The sequence below is a fragment of the Streptomyces sp. NPDC048196 genome (assembly GCF_040652715.1).
Taxonomy (GTDB): Bacteria; Actinomycetota; Actinomycetes; order Streptomycetales; family Streptomycetaceae; genus Streptomyces; species Streptomyces siderophoricus.
Window position 1 is genome coordinate 1 of sequence record NZ_JBEZMM010000001.1, and the last position, 16,067, is coordinate 16,067.

At 71.1% G+C, this 16,067-nt stretch carries 16 protein-coding genes and 1 pseudogene; 14 read left to right on the plus strand and 3 right to left on the minus strand.

Annotation, left to right across the window (positions count from 1 at the left end):
- Window positions 1-100: pseudogene (locus AB0E02_RS00005) on the plus strand (IS481 family transposase); the annotation flags it as partial.
- Between the two features lie 149 nt (window positions 101-249).
- On the opposite strand, the gene AB0E02_RS00010 reads toward AB0E02_RS00005, so the two are convergent.
- On the minus strand, window positions 250-702 hold the full coding sequence (locus AB0E02_RS00010; protein WP_030410354.1) for an Lrp/AsnC family transcriptional regulator: 453 nt from the start codon (window positions 700-702) through the stop codon (window positions 250-252).
- Between the two features lie 115 nt (window positions 703-817).
- Between AB0E02_RS00010 and AB0E02_RS00015 the strand changes: the two genes are divergently transcribed.
- From AB0E02_RS00015 to AB0E02_RS00030, 4 genes are all read left to right on the plus strand, one after another.
- Window positions 818-1,450, plus strand: coding sequence for a LysE family translocator (locus AB0E02_RS00015; RefSeq protein ID WP_362134210.1), 633 nt, complete (start codon window positions 818-820; stop codon window positions 1,448-1,450).
- A 91-nt stretch (window positions 1,451-1,541) separates the two neighbouring features.
- Window positions 1,542-1,823, plus strand: a complete 282-nt coding sequence (locus tag AB0E02_RS00020) for a hypothetical protein (RefSeq protein WP_362134212.1) — start codon at window positions 1,542-1,544, stop codon at window positions 1,821-1,823.
- Window positions 1,824-2,133: 310 nt separating this feature from the next.
- A complete protein-coding gene (locus AB0E02_RS00025; RefSeq protein ID WP_362134214.1) occupies window positions 2,134-2,865 on the plus strand; it encodes an amino acid racemase in 732 nt (243 codons plus the stop codon).
- Window positions 2,866-2,999: 134 nt separating this feature from the next.
- Entirely contained in the window at window positions 3,000-4,712 is a 1,713-nt protein-coding gene (locus tag AB0E02_RS00030) for a helix-turn-helix domain-containing protein (RefSeq protein WP_362135506.1), read from the plus strand.
- Between the two features lie 22 nt (window positions 4,713-4,734).
- Here AB0E02_RS00030 and AB0E02_RS00035 read toward each other — a convergent pair whose 3' ends face one another.
- On the minus strand, window positions 4,735-5,322 hold the full coding sequence (locus AB0E02_RS00035; RefSeq protein WP_362134216.1) for an isochorismatase family protein: 588 nt from the start codon (window positions 5,320-5,322) through the stop codon (window positions 4,735-4,737).
- A 172-nt stretch (window positions 5,323-5,494) separates the two neighbouring features.
- On the opposite strand from AB0E02_RS00035, the gene AB0E02_RS00040 reads away from it, so the two are divergent.
- The 3 genes from AB0E02_RS00040 to AB0E02_RS00050 are packed head-to-tail and all read left to right on the plus strand — an operon-like array spanning window position 5,495 to window position 8,690.
- Window positions 5,495-6,823: a serine hydrolase domain-containing protein gene (locus tag AB0E02_RS00040; protein ID WP_362134218.1), complete on the plus strand. Its 1,329-nt coding sequence runs from the start codon at window positions 5,495-5,497 to the stop codon at window positions 6,821-6,823.
- 26 nt (window positions 6,824-6,849) lie between these two features.
- Window positions 6,850-7,791: a serine hydrolase gene (locus AB0E02_RS00045; protein WP_362134220.1), complete on the plus strand. Its 942-nt coding sequence runs from the start codon at window positions 6,850-6,852 to the stop codon at window positions 7,789-7,791.
- Window positions 7,782-8,690: a serine hydrolase gene (locus AB0E02_RS00050; protein WP_362134222.1), complete on the plus strand. Its 909-nt coding sequence runs from the start codon at window positions 7,782-7,784 to the stop codon at window positions 8,688-8,690. The genes AB0E02_RS00045 and AB0E02_RS00050 overlap by 10 nt, the downstream gene beginning before the upstream one ends.
- A gap of 86 nt (window positions 8,691-8,776) precedes the next feature.
- Here AB0E02_RS00050 and AB0E02_RS00055 read toward each other — a convergent pair whose 3' ends face one another.
- Window positions 8,777-9,571, minus strand: coding sequence for an inositol monophosphatase family protein (locus AB0E02_RS00055; RefSeq protein WP_362134224.1), 795 nt, complete (start codon window positions 9,569-9,571; stop codon window positions 8,777-8,779).
- 194 nt (window positions 9,572-9,765) lie between these two features.
- On the opposite strand from AB0E02_RS00055, the gene AB0E02_RS00060 reads away from it, so the two are divergent.
- From AB0E02_RS00060 to AB0E02_RS00085, 6 genes are read left to right on the plus strand one after another with little or no spacing between them, the layout of a single operon-like run.
- Window positions 9,766-10,203 carry a hypothetical protein gene (locus AB0E02_RS00060; RefSeq protein ID WP_362134226.1) on the plus strand — a complete coding sequence of 146 codons (438 nt, stop codon included), beginning with the start codon at window positions 9,766-9,768 and terminating at the stop codon, window positions 10,201-10,203.
- Window positions 10,200-11,342: an ABC transporter substrate-binding protein gene (locus AB0E02_RS00065; protein ID WP_362134228.1), complete on the plus strand. Its 1,143-nt coding sequence runs from the start codon at window positions 10,200-10,202 to the stop codon at window positions 11,340-11,342. The genes AB0E02_RS00060 and AB0E02_RS00065 overlap by 4 nt, the downstream gene beginning before the upstream one ends.
- On the plus strand, window positions 11,339-12,355 hold the full coding sequence (locus tag AB0E02_RS00070; protein ID WP_362134230.1) for an ABC transporter permease: 1,017 nt from the start codon (window positions 11,339-11,341) through the stop codon (window positions 12,353-12,355). Before AB0E02_RS00065 ends, AB0E02_RS00070 begins: the two co-directional genes overlap by 4 nt.
- Window positions 12,355-14,172 carry a dipeptide/oligopeptide/nickel ABC transporter permease/ATP-binding protein gene (locus AB0E02_RS00075; protein ID WP_362134232.1) on the plus strand — a complete coding sequence of 606 codons (1,818 nt, stop codon included), beginning with the start codon at window positions 12,355-12,357 and terminating at the stop codon, window positions 14,170-14,172. The genes AB0E02_RS00070 and AB0E02_RS00075 overlap by 1 nt, the downstream gene beginning before the upstream one ends.
- A complete protein-coding gene (locus tag AB0E02_RS00080) occupies window positions 14,169-14,861 on the plus strand; it encodes an ATP-binding cassette domain-containing protein (protein ID WP_362134234.1) in 693 nt (230 codons plus the stop codon). The genes AB0E02_RS00075 and AB0E02_RS00080 overlap by 4 nt, the downstream gene beginning before the upstream one ends.
- A 52-nt stretch (window positions 14,862-14,913) precedes the next feature.
- A complete protein-coding gene (locus AB0E02_RS00085; RefSeq protein ID WP_362134236.1) occupies window positions 14,914-15,936 on the plus strand; it encodes a membrane dipeptidase in 1,023 nt (340 codons plus the stop codon).
- Window positions 15,937-16,067 lie beyond the last annotated feature (131 nt).

The following is a 16,067-nucleotide window of genomic DNA, read 5'->3' on the forward strand; positions in this document are numbered from 1 at the left end:
AGACTTCCTCCACACCTACAACCACCACCGCAGCCACACCGCACTCGGCGGCAAGCCACCCATCAGCCGCGTGAACAACGCTCCAGGTCAATACATCTAGGGACCCCGGTCGGAAACAGGTCGTGACTGGACTCCTTCGCCCGATACGGACCAGTCACGACCATTCCAGTCACGACTTTTCCAGTAACGAGCTCACCGTCCCGACCTCTCCAGTCACCAGTTCGGGGCTGCACCTCGCGCAGTGGTCGGTTACTCGGGCAGCGGTCGGTCGTCGATGACGTGCTTCATCACCAGGGTGGAGGTCAGCCGCTGGACGCCCGGCAGCTTGGCCAGCTGCTCGTCATAGAGCTGCTGGTAGGCGGCCAGATCGGTGGTGGCGACGCGCAGCAGGTAGTCGGGTTCGCCGAAGAGGCGCTGGGCCTGGAGAACGTGCGGGATGGCGGTCACGGCCTCTTCGAAGGCGGTGACGGTGTCACGGTCCTCCCAGCGCAGAGTGGCGAAGACGAGGGCTTCGAAGTTCAGACCGATGGCGGCCGGGTCGACGACGGCGCGGTAGCCGCGGATGGCCCCCTCCCGTTCCAGGTCGCGCAGGCGGCGGTGGCAGGGCGAGACGCTCAGCTGCACGCGGGCGGCCAGCTCGGTGACGGTCAGGCGGCCGTCCTGCTGTAGCTCGGTAAGAATTTTCCGGTCGAGGGCATCCATGGAGAAGATTCTCCCTCACCGCCCGCGATCTTGGAGTAAGAACGCAAACACTTTCGGGCATGTCCGGCCTAGCCTTCCCTCTCAGAACAAGGTACGTGAGAGGGAAGAACGATCGATGAACACGACGACGCTGGCGGCTTTTCTGGCGGTGGATCTGCTGTTGGTGTTCACTCCGGGCGCGGACTGGGCCTTCGCGATCTCGGCGGGGCTGCGGGACCGGTCGGTCGTTCCCGCGGTCGCCGGGCTGATAGCCGGATACGCGGGATACACGCTGCTCGCCGTGGCGGGCCTGGTGATGATCGTGGCGAGCTCGGCGACCGTGCTCACCGCACTGACCGTCGCGGGTGCCGCCTATCTGATCTGGCTGGGCTGGGGCGTACTGTCGCGGCCGGGGGCCCTGGGCACGTCCACGGAGACCATGGCCTCCTCGTCGATGGCCGCCTCGCGCGGGCGGATCATGCTCAGGGGTGTCGGGATCAGCGGCCTGAACCCCAAGGCGCTGTTGCTGTACTTCTCGCTGTTCCCGCAGTTCATCAACCCCGCGGGCGGCTGGCCCGTGGCCGCGCAGACCGGGCTGCTCGGCGCACTGCACATGACGACCTGCGCCCTGGTCTACCTCTCCGTCGGCGTCCTGGCCCGCACCGTCCTGAAGACCCGTCCTTCGGCGGCCCGGACGGTCACCCGGGTCTCCGGCGCCATGATGATCGTCATCGGCGGGTTCCTGCTGGCGGAACGCCTCGTCGGCTGACGAACCTGCCCGCGCTCGTACGCACACCATGAGGTCCAGGGAAACCTTGTGACGTCCGCCGCAGCACCATGACGTCCGTCGCAGCACCGCGATGTCCGTCGAAGGGACCCAGTTCCGCGGCCACGACGGGCTGCTGGACCGGGTCGCAGAGGCGTACGGGCTGTTCGTCGCCTCCGGCGAGTACCAGATCGCGTGCGACGACGACATCTCCGTGCACGACGATGTCGTCCTGTTCACCGTCCAGTTGAGGTACGCCGAGGGTCCGCACGTCGGTGAGGTGGCCTGGGCCGCCCGGGTCTTCCTCGTGCTGGACGACGAGGGCCGGATCCTGCAGGACTACCACCTGACCGTCCAGCCGCTGCCCGAGGCGTAGGGCCGACTTCGGACAGTCCGGGACTTCGGACAGCCACTGCTGGTACGGACAGGCTTCTGGACCCGCGGCCCAATGCCGGCCGCGGGTTTCGGGTTCCGCGACGACGTCTCGGGCCCGGGGGTGGCTCAGGATCGAGGGATCTCACGGATGATTCCGAAAGGCCGCTTCCCTTGAGTGCTCATGATTCGTTGGTCTCGTGCCCGTCGTGCCCGTCGTGCCCGTCGTGCCCGTCGTGCCCGTCGTTCCCGTCGCTCGGGTGGTTGGCTGCCACCGGCAACCGCGGGGCCGTTCGACGCGAGGTGGTGCGGGGATGAGGCGGGAGCGTCCCGCTCTCGGCATCCTCGGCGGGATGGGGCCGTTGGCGACGGCGGACTTCTACCGTCGGCTCGTCGAGCGCACTCCGGCCGGCTCGGACCAGGGGCATCTGCCGGTGTTGATGTGGGCCGATCCGGCCGTTCCCGACCGGACCGCGGCGTTGTTGGGTGAGGGCCCCTCGCCGGTGCCCGCGCTGGTCGAGGGCGCCCGGTGGCTGCGGCGGGCCGGGGCCAGCTGCGTCGCCGTTCCGTGCAATACCGCGCACGCCTATGTCGAGCAGCTGGCGAAGGCCGCGGGAGTCGAGGTGCTGGACATGATCGAGGCGGCGCTGGAGGCCGCGGCGGGCAAGGTGCCCGGGGTGCAGAGGGTGGGGATCCTCGCGACGCGGGGGACGCGGCTGGCCGGTCTCTATGAGCGTGCCGGTGCCCGGCTGGGTGTCGAGGTGATCCAGGTGCCCGACCGCGTTCAGCTGGAGTACGTCGATGCGGCGATCCGTGCGGTCAAGGGCGGGGCGGATCTGGCGGGGCCCGAGCGGTGGATCGCCGAGGCCGCCGGGAATCTCAGGGGGCAGGGCGCACAGGTGGTCGTCGCCGCATGTACCGAGATTCCGCTGGTCAGTGGCGCGGCCGCGGGTGTGCTGCCGCTGGTCGACTCGACCGAGGCGCTGGTCGACGCAGTTCTTTCCCGGTTGTGGCGAGCCGATCCATTCGATCAAGCAAGTTCCTGATCAACGAGTCCCGGGGGACGGGGGTCGTGATCGACCGAGTTCGTTCCCCGATACGGACTTCCTCGCCTATCCTCGTCCGCACGCACCAAGCCGGGGGCCTGGAACGGTCCTAACCTGCGGAGATGATCAGGCACATGTCGACGCACCCCGCCCGAAGCCTGAGCCGGGTGCTTGAGGACTTCGGCTCCACCCTCCTGGATCTGGAGCACGGCGACGCCGAGGCGGCCGGGGAGATCGGCGGCGTCGGCATCCACGATCCGCACGACGAGCAGCACTATCCGCAGCGCGCCATCGTGCTCGGCGTCGGGGTCCATGGCGCCGAGCAGACGTCCCGTCTCCTGCGGGACCTCGCCGCCCATCGGGCCGCGGCCCTGGTGGTGCGGGGCCCGGTCGAGGACGCGGACGAGCTCGAAGAGGTCGTGTCCGAGACCGGTGTGGCGCTGCTGGCCCTGACCCGCGGAGCGTCCTGGGCCCAGCTGGCGGCGATGCTGCGCACGCTGCTGTCCGAGGGCGACGTCGGCGAAGCGGGAGCACACACGCTCGGCGGCGTGCCGTCCGGTGACCTCTTCGCGCTGGCCAACGCGATCGCCACCCTGCTGGACGCCCCGATCACCATCGAGGACCGCCGCTCGCGGATCCTGGCCTTCTCCGGCCGGCAGGACGAGGCGGACACCGCCCGCGTGGAGAGCATCCTGGCCCGGCAGGTGCCCGAGCGCTATCTGCGCGTCCACGAGGAGGACGGGGTCTTCAAGGAGCTGTACCGCAGTGAGGGCCCGGTGCACATTCCTCCGCCGACCATCGGTGACGAGGTCGCGCTGCCCCGCGTGGCGATCGCGGTGCGTGCGGGGGACGAGATCCTGGGGTCGGTGTGGGCGGCGCTGCGGCAACCGCTCACGCCCGAGCGCGACCAGGCGTTCCGGGAGGCGGCCAAGCTCGCCGCGCTCCACATGCTCCGGTTCCGCGCGGGTACCGACGCCGAGAACCGACTGCGCGCCGACCTCGTCACGACCGCTCTGGAGGGCGGGGGAGGGGCGGTCCACGCGCTCGGCCGGCTGGGCCTGGTGACCGAACCCACCCTGGTCATGGCCATGGGACTGGCCCGCGGCGCCGGCGAGGACCATGCCCACCTCACCGCCGAGCGCCAGCGCCTCACGAGCGCCCTGGCCGTGCACCTCACCGCGGTCCAGCCCCGTTCCGCGGTGGCGCTGCTGGGAGACGTGGCGTACGCCCTCTTCCCGGCGACCGGGGATGCGGCCCACGCCCGGGAACGTGCCGTGCAGGTGGCGGCGAACTTTCTCCAGCGCACCGGTGACCGGGCCGGGGCTGTCATCGGGATCGGCTCGGTCGCCCAGGAGCCCGCCGCCCTCCCGCGCTCACGGGCCAACGCCGACCGGGCGCTCCGCGTACTGCTCAGCGGCGAGAGCGCCCAGCGCGTCGCCTCTATCGCCGATGTGTACGTCGACGCCCTCCTCCTTGAGATGCGGGACCTCGCGATCGCCAACCGCGACGAGCTCTCCGGCCCGCTCGCCCGGCTGGCGGCCTACGACACCAAGCACAACGCCCACCTCGTGGAGACGCTGCGGGCCTGGCTGGACGCCTTCGGAGATGTCATCGCCGCCTCAGCGAGCGTGTTCGTCCATCCCAATACGTTCCGCTACCGCATCCGCCGGGTGGCCGAGGTGGGGCAGCTGGACCTGCAGGACCCGTCCGCCCGCTTTGCCGCGATGCTCCAACTCCGCCTGATGGGCCCCGCCGAGAGCGATGGGGCACGCGCCGGAGACACGGCCCCCACTCCCCCTGCCTGCCCCACTCCCACTGCCTCCACCCCCTCCGCGCCGGCGGAATGACAGCCGCTCCATGGGCCGGGCGTCAGAGACGTACGCCCGGCGGGACCGCCAGATCCGTGTGGGTGTCGTGGAAGGTGTGCGCGTGCTCGATGGTGCGCACCCAGTCGTAGAACAGCTCCTTGGCCGACAGCGTCTCGATGCCTCGGCCGGCGAGGCGCCGTAGGCCCCGCTCATGTGCCTGTCCCGGTGAGTAGGCGGCGTCGTCCACGACCACGACGCGCTTGCCCGCATGGTGCAGCTGGATCGCCGAGTGCGTCACGCAGATGTCCGTCTCTATGCCGACCAGCACCATGGTGGTGCGGCCGGTCGCGTCGATGGCGGCGGCGATGTCGGGGTTGTCCCAGACGGCGAAGGCCTTCTTGGGCAGGGTGACTGCCTGGGCCGGTAGCGCCTCGCGGATCTCGGGCACGGTGTGACCGCTGGCCCCGGGGTCCTCCTCGGTCACCACGACCGGGATCCCCAGGCGGTCTGCCACCGACGCGATCCAGGCGATCCGCCGCACCATCTCGTGGAACCGCTGCCGGTCCACATCGACCCGCCGCGGCGGGTAGAAGTTGCTCTGCACATCGATGATCACCAGTGCGCAGTCATCACGGTCGATCAGCGGCATCGTCGTCTCTCCTCGTACTCCGGGGTCCCGCCACCCTAGGAACGGCAGCCGTCCGCGGAGTCGTCCGCCGGACCAAGCCCGGGCCAGGGCATTCGTACGCGCCGACCAACGCCCAGGCGCCCGCCGTGCATACGCTGCCGGCCAGTTCATCGAGCCCACCCGGAGGACGCGTGTGAAGGCCGACATCGAGTACTGGGCGAGCCGGCTGGCGGCGCTGGCTGCCGCGTCGGAAGTGCCGGGCGCGAGCCTGGCCTTCCGGTACGGGGGCGAGGTGTACGAGTGCGCCACGGGCGTCCTGAACACCATGACCGGCGCCGCCGTGCGCACCGACTCGCTGTTCCAGATCGGGTCGATCACCAAGGTGTGGACCGCGACCCAGATCATGCTGCTGGTCGAGCAGGGCCGCCTTGCTCTGGACACCCCCGTCGTCGACGTACTGCCCGAGTTCCGGGTGGCCGACGCCGAGGCCACGGCGGGCACCACCCTGCGCCATCTGCTCACCCACACCTCGGGCATCGACGGTGACCTCTTCCTGGACACCGGCCGCGGCGACGACTGTCTTGAGCGGTACGTCGCGGCGTGCGCGGATCTTGCGCAGACCTTCCCCGTAGGAGACTCGCACTCCTACTGCAACTCCGGCTTCGTCATCGCCGGCCGGGTGATCGAACGGCTCACCGGCATGGTCTGGGACCAGGCGCTTCGCGAGCAGATCTGCGAGCCGTTGGGGCTGACGCATACCTGGACGCTGCCGGAGGACGTGCTGCGGTTCGGTGCCGCCATGGGCCACGGGGAGCAGGGCGCGGTAGCGCCTGCCTGGGGACTGCCGCGGTCCGTGGGCCCCGCGGGCCTCATCTGCGCACGCGCCGCCGACGTGGTCGCTTTCGGTCGCGCCCTCCTCACGCCCGGGGCGCTGCTCGCCGACCCCGCGGCGATGCGACAGCCGCAGGCCGACCTGCCCAACCCCTACGGCGGCGGCCGGCAGTGGGGGATCGGCTGGAGCCTGGATGACTGGGACGGTCACGAGGTGGCCTCCCACACGGGGGACACCATCGGCCAGCACGCGGCGCTGTGGGCCCTGCCCGGCCCGGGAACCGTCATCGCCGTGCTGATCAACGGCGGCCGCAGCGTCGCATTCCAGCACCACCTCGTCAGCGAACTCCTGTGGGAACTCCACCACTTGAGTGTCCCCGACCCACTGGCGCCGCCCACCCAACCGGTCCAGGCGGACGTGGACGCGTTCACCGGCGTCTACGAGCGCGCGGGAAGCCGGGTCCACGTGACCGCCTCCCGCGACGGGCGGCTACGCCTGCGCACCGAACCCACCGGCATCCTCGTGGGTCTCGCCCAGCCACGGACCCTGGAGCTCACCCCCGTTGACGCGACCACGTTCGTCGGCCGGTCCGACGGTGACTCGACGTGGGACGCCGTGGTGTTCGAGAACCGCCGCGACGGCCGTTCCTACCTGCACCACAGCGGCCGCGCCACCCCCAAGGTCCGCTGAACCCACCACGATCGGAACCCCACCCCATGGCCCCACCCTCCGCCGCCCACCCGCCGACCGCCCCTCTGCAGGAGATCTTCGACGACGCCGGTGTCGAAGGTTTCCTCCACGCCTGTGACATCGATACCGACCACCAGATCGCCTTTCGGGCCGACGCCCCCGTCATCGTCGCCTCCCTCCGCAAAATCCCCATCGCCCTCGCCTACGCCCGCCAGGCAGCGGCCGGGCAGTTGGACCGGGCGGCGCGGCACACCATCACCTCCGCGAACCGCGAGGGCGGCGGCATCGGCACCGACAGCTGCCGGCACGACGTCACGATGAGCACCCGCGACCTCGCGTTCTTCATGCTGTCCCTGAGTGACAACGCGGCCACCGACAAACTCATGGAGATCCTGGGCGTGGACCGCGTACGCGCCCTGGTCGCCGAACTCGGCTGTCCGGGCCTGCCGGTCGGGCGCTACCGCGACCTGTGGGATCCGGTCTGGGAAGAGCTCGGCATCGACCCGGACGGCGACCTCGACGCCCAGCTCGACCGGGTGAGTGAGGAACGCCTCCGGGGCCTGACCATGCTCGACCCCACCCGTTCCGCCTCCAGCACCCCGCGCGAGATCACCTCGCTGCTCACCGCGATCTGGCGGGACCGGGCCGGACCCGCCGAAGCCTGCGCCGAGGTCCGTGATCTCATGAGCCGGCAGTTGTCCCAGCACCGCCTGGTCGCGGGCTTCGACGACAGCGTCAAGGTCGCGGCGAAGAACGGCTCCCTGTGGGGAGTCCTCAACGAAGCCGGCGTCGTCGAGTACCCCGATGGCGGACGGTATGCCGTCGCGGTCTTCCTGCGCACACCCGCCCTCGGCGGCCGGAATCCGGCCGCCGACGCCGCGATCGGTCGCGCCGCCCGCACCGCCGTCGACCACCTCCGCCGCATCCGGCCCGGCACCACCCACTCCGAGGAGACGACATGTCCGTAGCCGCCCACCCGACCGGTGAGGAGCAGGTCCGCACCCAGCTCTCGGCCCTCTTCGCGCAGGCGCAGGCCGAAGGCTTCGTGCACGCCCGGGACATCGACACCGGCGCGGAGTTCGGCCACCGCGCCGACTCGCGGGTCGTCCTGGCCTCCGTTTTCAAGATTCCCATCGCGTTGGAGTACGCCCGCCAGGCGGCCGCCGGCCGACTGGACCCGGCCGGACGGCACATGGTGACGGCCGCCTACCGGGCCGGCGGCAGCGGCACCGACGGGTGCGCGTACGACGTGGAGCTGAGCGCCCGCGATCTGGCCTTCCTGATGATGACGCTCAGCGACAACGCCGCGACCGACCTGCTCCTGGACGTCGTCGGCCCGGACCGGGTCCGCACGACCCTGGACGGGCTGGGGTTCGAGGGTTTCGGGGTGTCCTCCTGCCGGGCCCTGGACGACGACATCCGCCGCGAACTCGGCCTCGCCCCCGACCGTCCCCTCGACGACCAGCTGGCAGACATCCCTCCGCAGCGGCTGCTGGCCCTCGGCGCCTGTGACCCCGCTCGCAGCCCGTCCAGTACGCCCCGCGAGGTGACCGCCCTGCTGGCCGCCATCTGGCGCGACGAGGCCGGCCCGGCGCGAGCCTGTGCCGAAGTACGGGACCTCATGGAACAGCAGGTGTGGCAACACCGCCTGGTTTCCGGCTTCCCCGAGGCCGGTGTGCGGATCGCCGGCAAGACGGGCACGGACTTCGCGGTCCGCAACGAGGCAGGCGTGGTCCAGTACCCCGACGGCAAGCGATACGCCGTGGCCGTGTTCCTGCGCACCATGTCCCCGGCGGACCGACAGCCCCTCGCGGACCGGGCGATCGGCCGCGCCGCCAGGGCCGCCCTCGACCATCTGCGGAACTGACGCTCAATCAATTAGCGGTCATAGTAAGGCAGTTACGGCCTGTTCGGCGATGAACTCTCAAACGCGGCGCCGACTTCGGGCCCGGATCATCGGCCACCGACCATCGACATCAGCAGGTGGTGGGTTTCGCCGTCGGCGGCCACGACCAGGCCGCAGCCCGTCTGTCCGACCGGGGCGCCGTCGATACCGGTGACCACGCAGCCGGCGGCCCGGCACAGGGCGATGCCGGCGGCGAAATGCACGCTCTCCGACAGATCGCCGCCGTCGGTGACGTAAGCGGCGCGCTTGCCGGCGGCGACCCAGGCCAACGCCAGTGTCGATGAGGCGACGCGGGGCCGGAACCGTTCGACGAATCCGGGGTGGGCCAGCAGGTCCACGGCCCGGAAGCCTGGCGCACCGGGAAACGGCGGGTCCAGGTTGACGTCCACGAGGTGACTGGCGGACGTGGGGGCCAGCCGGGCATCGGCACCGTCATGCCGCACCCAGGCGGTCGCACCGTCGGTGCAGAAGATCTCGCCGCTGAACGGATCGGCCACCGCGGCCGCCCCGTCGCGCAGCGCCACATTGACGGCCACCAGCATGGTGCCGACGGCGTAGTTCAGCGTGCCGCACAAGGGGTCCACCAGCCACTGGCGTTCGGACTTCGCGGCACCCTGCTGCCCGCCCTCTTCGCCGAGGACGGCGTCGTCGGGCCGGGCGGCACGAATGACGTGGAGAATCGCCTTCTCGGCCGCCACATCGGCCGCGGTGGCGAAGTCCCCGGCGCCCTTGTCGATGCGGACGAGCCGCCGGCCGTACATGCTGTGCACGACGTCCGCGCCGGCTCGGGCCGCTGCGCTCGCGACCCCTGCATCGTCAAGGCCCGCATACGAGTTGGACATGTCCAGCAGGATATCGGCGGCCTCCCGCGCCCTCTCTCAGGGATCGTGCCGACGGCCGGTCGCCACCCCCAGGCAGCTGCTCCTCCTTGGGACGGCGCTCCCAAACCGGTCCGAGGACTTCGTCGTCCGCTCTGAATCATTTCCGGCCAGCAGTCGCGAGTGTGGGGCAACCCTTTCCGCCTCAAGGAGCCCCTATGAAGAGAGCGCGAGCGATTGCCGCCTGTCTCGCGGCGTCGCTGCTGGCGGCCGGCTGCGGCAGCGGCCAGGCCGGGTCGACCGGTGGTGACGCCTTCAGCTTCGCGATCAAAAGCGATCCCGGTCTGCTCGACCCCGCCCAGGTGCAGAACACGAACACCTACACCGCGCTGTCCCTGGCCTACGACACCCTGGTCCACGTCGCACCCAACGGCCGCGTCGTCTCCGGCCTCGCCAAGAAGTGGAACGTCAAGCCCTCCTCGGTCACCTTCACCCTGCGCAGGGGAGTCACCTGCGGGGACGGCAGCCCGGTGACGGCGAGCACGATCGCCGCCAACGTCGCCCACCTCACCGATCCGGCGACCAGGTCCCCCGCCTACGGTGTCGTGGTCCCCGCGGGCCTGACCGCGAAGCGGACGACACCGCCGGCACCGTGACCCTCTCGACTCCCCAGCCGTACGCCTTCATCCTGCAGAGCACCCGCTACCTGTTCATGGTCTGCGGCGCCGGGCTGAAGAACCGCTCGCTGCTGAAGCACGGCACCTCCGGATCGGGCCCCTTCCGGCTGACGTCGGCCCGGCCTAACCAGAGCTACACCTTCACCCGGCGCAAGGACTACGCATGGGGCCCCGGCGGGGCCACCAGCTCGGCCCGTGCCATGCCGGGCTCGGTCGTCCTCAAGGTCGTCGGCAGCGAGGCGACCGCGGCCAATCTGCTGCTCTCCCACCAGCTGAACGCCGCACAGTTCGCGGGCCCGGACCGCGCCCGGGTGACCAACGTCCCCGGCATCACCACCACGGTCCAGGCCAACGGCACGCAGGAGTTCTTCTTCCACCAGGGCAAGGGGCACCCCGGCAGCGATCCCGCCGCGCGCAAGGCCCTGCTCCAGGCGGTCGACCTGGCCGGTCTCGGGGCCATCGGCACCGGCGGAACCGGCCGCCGGCCCACCGGCCTGGTGATGCCACCGCGGCCCTGCCCGGGTGACACCGTCACCGGCCACCTGCCCGCCTTCGACCCGCGCGCGGCCTCGGCGGGACTCGACGCGGCGGGCTGGCGCCGCGGCGCCGACGGTCTCCGCCGTAAGGACGGCAAGAGGCTCACCGTCCGCATGATCTACGCGACCTCCGCCGGCGAGACGATGGCGGCCGCGGCCGAGTACCTCGCCGACGCGTGGAAGAGGGCCGGTGTCGATGTCCGCTTGCGGGCCGTTTCCGACGCCGCCTACGGGGAGGTCGAAACGGTCACCCAGGACTGGGACGTGGACTGGGCGCCGCTCGGCGTCACCCTGCCCACCCAGTTGATCGGTTCCCTGTCGGGACGCTTCACGCCCGACGGGGGCAATTTCGCCCACCTGACCAACAAGAAGTACGAGGACCTGACCGCTGCCGCGAGCCGGCTTCCCGGTACCTCGGGCTGTCCCACCTGGGCGCGGTCGGAGAGTGCCCTGCTGGACAGCGCCGACCTCGTGCCGGTCGTCGACAAGACGCTGACCACCGCCGCGCACCACGCCACGTTCCGCATCACGGCGGGGCTGTTCGACCCGACGTCGATCCGCATGACGGGAGGCCAGAAGTGACCACCGTGCCCGAAGCGACCACGCAGGCTCCCGCCCGCCCGCGGCGCACCCGGCGGCTGACCCCGTCGTTCCTCGCCCGGCATCTGCTGCGGCTGGCCGTCTCGCTCGCCGTGCTCCTCGTGGCGTCGTTCGCGATGATCCACCTGATCCCCGGCGACCCGCTGCGGCAGATGCTCGGCCCCACCGCTCCGAAGGGACTCGTCGACCTGCGCCGTAGGGAACTCGGCCTCGACGAACCGCTGTTGACACAGTTCATCCACTACGGCCAGCACGTGTGCAGCGGTGATCTGGGCACGTCCTTCTTCTCCTCCCAGCCCGTGAGCGACATCATCGGCCAGGGCCTGCCGCACACCCTGGCGCTCGCGGTACTCGCCACGCTCGTCGCGCTCGCCGTTGCCGTCCCGCTGGGCATATGGGCCGCCGTCCGTACCCATCAGGGACGCCGACGCGGCACGGAGACCGCCTTCGCCACGTTCACCGGCGCCGCGGTCGCCATCCCGGAATACCTCTACGGCCTGACGCTGCTCCTCGTCTTCGCCCTGGGGCTGGGCCTGCTCCCGCCGGCCGGCCTGACCGGCCCCGCCTCCTACGTCCTGCCCGTGGCCGCCCTCTCGATCGCCCCCGCGGCGATGATCGCGCGTCTGGCGCGGGTGGAGACCCTGCGCGAACTCGACACCGACTACCTGCGCCTGGCCCGCGCCAAGCGGCTGCCGCCCTGGCGGCTGTACGCGGTGCATCTGCTGCCCAACACCCTCACCGCGACCCTGACCATGGGCGGTCTGCTGCTCGGCGGGCTGATCACCGGCAGCGTCCTGGTGGAGAACGTCTTCGCCTGGCCGGGCCTGGGACAGCGGACCGTCGAGGCCATCACGCAGAAGGACTATCCCGTCGCGCAGGCCATGATCCTCGTCTACGGCGCCCTGGTCCTCGTCATCAACTTCCTCGTCGATCTCCTCCTCGGTGTCCTCGATCCCAAGTCCGCCCTGTCCGCCGCCACCCGCCAGGAGGGCTGATGCGCCGTCCGCTGAGAAACCCCGCCGGCCTGCTGGGCGCCACCCTGGTCGCCGTCATGGTCCTGCTCGCAGTCATCGGCCCGCCGATATGGGGGAAGACCGCCGCCGGGATCGACCCGGAGCGGATCAACCAGGGCGCCTCGGCCCTGCATCTGCTCGGCACCGACGCCCTGGGCCGCGACCTGATCGCCCGCACCCTGGTCGCCACCCGGCTCACCCTGGGCCTGGCGCTCCTCGCCACCGTGCTCGGAACCGTCTCCGGCGTACTGCTGGGCGCGCTGCCCGCACTCCTGCCACGGCCGGCGGGGCGAGTCGTCATCGCGGTGGTCGACCTCCTCGTCGCCTTTCCCGCCTTGCTGCTCGCGATGTTCACCGCGGTCGTCACCGGCCTGGGGGCCCGCGGCGCGGTGCTGGGCATCGGAGTGGCGCTCGCCCCCACCTTCGCCCGGCTCACCCACACCCTGACCGCGTCCCTCGCCGGCGCCGACTACATCGCGGCCGCCCGCATGCTCCAGGTGCCCCGCCGCCGCATCCTCACCCGGCACATCCTTCCCAACATCGCCGAACCCCTGATCCTCAACACCGCCCAGTCGATGGGCGCCGCCCTGCTCGGCCTGACCGCAATGTCCTTCCTGGGCATGGGAGTTCAGGCACCGTCCTACGACTGGGGGCGCCTGCTCAACGAAGCCTTCGGACACGTCTACGTGACCTCGTCCGTCGTCGTCGCGCCCGCTCTCGCCGTCGCCCTCGCGGGCCTCGGCTTCATGCTGCTGGGCGACACCTTCGCCCAGGCCGCCGCCGGCTCCCGCGACCCGGTCGGCACACCCGTCGCACCCGTGGTGGCCCCGGCCCGGGAGACCCCCGTGCCGGGCGCGGTCCTGGAGGTCCGCGACCTCACCGTCGCCTTCCCCGGCGGCATCACCCCCGTGCGCCAGGTGTCGCTGACCGTGCACGAGGGCGAAATCATCGGCCTCGTCGGGGAATCGGGCAGCGGCAAGAGCATGACGGCCGCCGCCATCGGGCAGATCGTGCCCCACCCCGGCCTGGCCGGCAGCGCGCGCAGCAGGCTGTGCGGTGTCGACCTGGACGGTCTGCTGGACAGGGAGCGCCGCAAGCTGCTCGGATCGTCCCTGGCCATGGTCTTCCAGGACCCCACCGCCGCCCTCAACCCCGCACTACGCGTGGGAGGCCAGCTCGCCGAGGTCGCGACCCTGCATGACGGCGCCACCCCGGCCCAGGCACGGGCCCGTGCCGTGGAGCGACTGCGCCGTGTCCACATCCCACGGCCCGCCCAGGTCGTCAAGCAGCACCCGCACGAGCTGTCCGGCGGTATGCGCCAACGAGCCGTCATCGCGATGGGCCTCATGGGCACGCCCCGTCTGGTCATCGCCGACGAGCCCACGACCGCACTGGACGTCACGGTCCAGCGCGAGGTGATCAGAGTGCTGCGGGAGGTCGTCGACGAGACCCGGGCCGGCGCCCTGTTCATCTCCCACGACATCGCCGTCGTCGGCGAACTGTGCGACCGGATCGCGGTGATGTACGCCGGCCGCATCGTCGAGGAGCTCCCCGCCCAGGCCCTGACCACCGCCCGGCACCCCTACACCCGCGCGCTGATCGGCTCGCTTCCTGACATGGCCACCGACCGCACCCGGCCGCTCACCACCATCCCCGGCCGCCAGCCCGCCCCGGGCGACGTCCCGGAAGGCTGCGCCTTCGCCGACCGGTGCTCCCTCGCCACCGCCCGGTGCGCGACCCGCCCCGACCTCCGCACCACCACCGACGGGCACAAGCTGGCCTGCTGGGAGGCAGCGTGAACATCAACGACCTCACCGTCCGCTTCGGCTCCTTCACCGCCGTGCGCGGCGTCAGCCTGGAGGTGCCCGAGGGCTCCGTCACCGGACTGGTCGGAGAATCCGGCTCGGGCAAGTCCACCCTCGCCCGCGCCGTGGCCGGTCTGACGCCCTATCAGGGCACGATCACCGGAGCCGAACGCGGCCGCGTCCACATGGTGTTCCAGGACCCGTACTCCTCACTCGACCCGCGCATGAGCGTCGGCGCCACCATCGCCGAGGGTACCCGCGTACCGCGCGCACAGCGGCCGGCAGAGGTCGAGCGGCTCCTGGAGCTGGTGTCCCTGCCGGCCTCGTACGCGCGCAAGTACCCCCGCGAACTCTCCGGCGGCCAACGCCAACGCGTCGCCATCGCCCGCGCCCTGGCCGCCCGGCCGGAGCTGCTCATCGCCGACGAGATCACCTCCGCGCTGGACGTGTCCGTCCAAGGCGCCGTGCTCAACCTCATCCGCGAACTGCGCACCGAACTCGGCCTGACCATGCTGTTCATCTCGCACAACCTCGCCGTCGTCCGGTACGTCTGCGACGCCGTCGCCGTCATGCGCCACGGGCAGCTGGTGGAGTCCGGCCCGGTGGAAGACGTGATCAGCGCTCCTCGGCACGAATACACCCGCGCCCTGCTCAACGCGGTCCCGCGACTGACCCGCGCCTGACGCGGGAGGTGCGACCGCACCGTCTCTCTTTCCACCCACAGAAAGGCCCCTTGTGTCCCACGACCTGCACCACCGCGCCGTCGTTGCCGACGCGCACAACGACCTGCTCATGGCGGTGGCCGCGCGGCCGCCGAAGCGCTGGGGCAGCTTCTTCCGCGAACGCTGGCTGCCGCAGCTGCGCGAAGGCGACATCGACCTCCAGGTCCTGCCGGTGTTCATCGACGACCAGTACCGCCCCGAGGGCGCCCTCCGGCAGACCCTGCGCATGATCGAGTGCGCCCACACCCTCGCCGAAGCCAATGCCGACCAGGTCACCCTGTGCCGCAACGGCGCCGACATCGACGCGGCCCTCGCCGACGGCAAGATCGCCCTCGTTCTCGCCCTGGAGAGCGCACCAGGCATCGACGCCTCCGTGGAGCTGTTCTCCACCCTGTTCCGGCTCGGCGTACGGATCGCCTCGATCGCCCATTGGGGACGCACACCGCTCGCCGACGGCAGCCGGGAGGACGCCACCGGCAGCCGGCTGACCGTTCCCGGTACCGAAGCACTGCGCGAGATGGAGCGCCTCGGCATGCTCTTCGACATCTCCCACCTGGGCGCGAGCGGCGTCGCCCACGTCTTGGAGCTCGCCACCCGGCCGCTGATCGCCACCCACTCCTGCGCCCGCGCCCTGCGCGATCACCATCGCAACCTCACCGACGACCAGATCCGGGGCGTGGCGGCCGCCGGCGGCGTGATCTGCGTGAACTTCGTGCCGGACTTCCTCACCGACGACCGGACGAAGGTGAGCGCCGACCGGGTCGTCGACCACATCGAGCACATCGCCTCCGTGGCCGGCATCGATCACGTCGGGCTCGGATCCGACTTCGTCCGCGAGGTCATGGCGGACGTCACCCCGCCCTGCTGCGAGAACCTCGACGACGAAGATCCCCTGTTCGACTTCCCCGGACTGGAGGGCCCGGCCGGTATGCCTCTGGTTACCGAGGCGATGGTCCGCAGGGGGCTGGCCGAGGAGGACATCCAAAAGGTCCTCGGCGGGAACCTGCGGCAGCTCATGAGCAAGCACATGGGCTGACTGACGCCCGCGCATCTCGCCGGCGCATTTTTCGAGGGGTGCCTGGCGATTCCAGGGGCGCCTGGCTATTCCAGAGGTGCCCGGCGAGCCGTCCGACCCGCCGGGCACCGCCGCCCTCCACGGCTTCGGTC

What these genes read in the sequence shown, in the direction of transcription:
- AB0E02_RS00010 (WP_030410354.1), bottom strand. Translation starts at nt 702, where the DNA reads ATGGATGCCCTCGACCGGAAAATTCTTACCGAGCTACAGCAGGACGGC.
- AB0E02_RS00015 (WP_362134210.1), top strand. Translation starts at nt 818, where the DNA reads ATGAACACGACGACGCTGGCGGCTTTTCTGGCGGTGGATCTGCTGTTG.
- AB0E02_RS00020 (WP_362134212.1), top strand. Translation starts at nt 1,542, where the DNA reads ATGTCCGTCGAAGGGACCCAGTTCCGCGGCCACGACGGGCTGCTGGAC.
- AB0E02_RS00025 (WP_362134214.1), top strand. Translation starts at nt 2,134, where the DNA reads ATGAGGCGGGAGCGTCCCGCTCTCGGCATCCTCGGCGGGATGGGGCCG.
- AB0E02_RS00030 (WP_362135506.1), top strand. Translation starts at nt 3,000, where the DNA reads ATGTCGACGCACCCCGCCCGAAGCCTGAGCCGGGTGCTTGAGGACTTC.
- AB0E02_RS00035 (WP_362134216.1), bottom strand. Translation starts at nt 5,322, where the DNA reads ATGCCGCTGATCGACCGTGATGACTGCGCACTGGTGATCATCGATGTG.
- AB0E02_RS00045 (WP_362134220.1), top strand. Translation starts at nt 6,850, where the DNA reads ATGGCCCCACCCTCCGCCGCCCACCCGCCGACCGCCCCTCTGCAGGAG.
- AB0E02_RS00050 (WP_362134222.1), top strand. Translation starts at nt 7,782, where the DNA reads ATGTCCGTAGCCGCCCACCCGACCGGTGAGGAGCAGGTCCGCACCCAG.
- AB0E02_RS00055 (WP_362134224.1), bottom strand. Translation starts at nt 9,571, where the DNA reads ATGTCCAACTCGTATGCGGGCCTTGACGATGCAGGGGTCGCGAGCGCA.
- AB0E02_RS00060 (WP_362134226.1), top strand. Translation starts at nt 9,766, where the DNA reads ATGAAGAGAGCGCGAGCGATTGCCGCCTGTCTCGCGGCGTCGCTGCTG.
- AB0E02_RS00075 (WP_362134232.1), top strand. Translation starts at nt 12,355, where the DNA reads ATGCGCCGTCCGCTGAGAAACCCCGCCGGCCTGCTGGGCGCCACCCTG.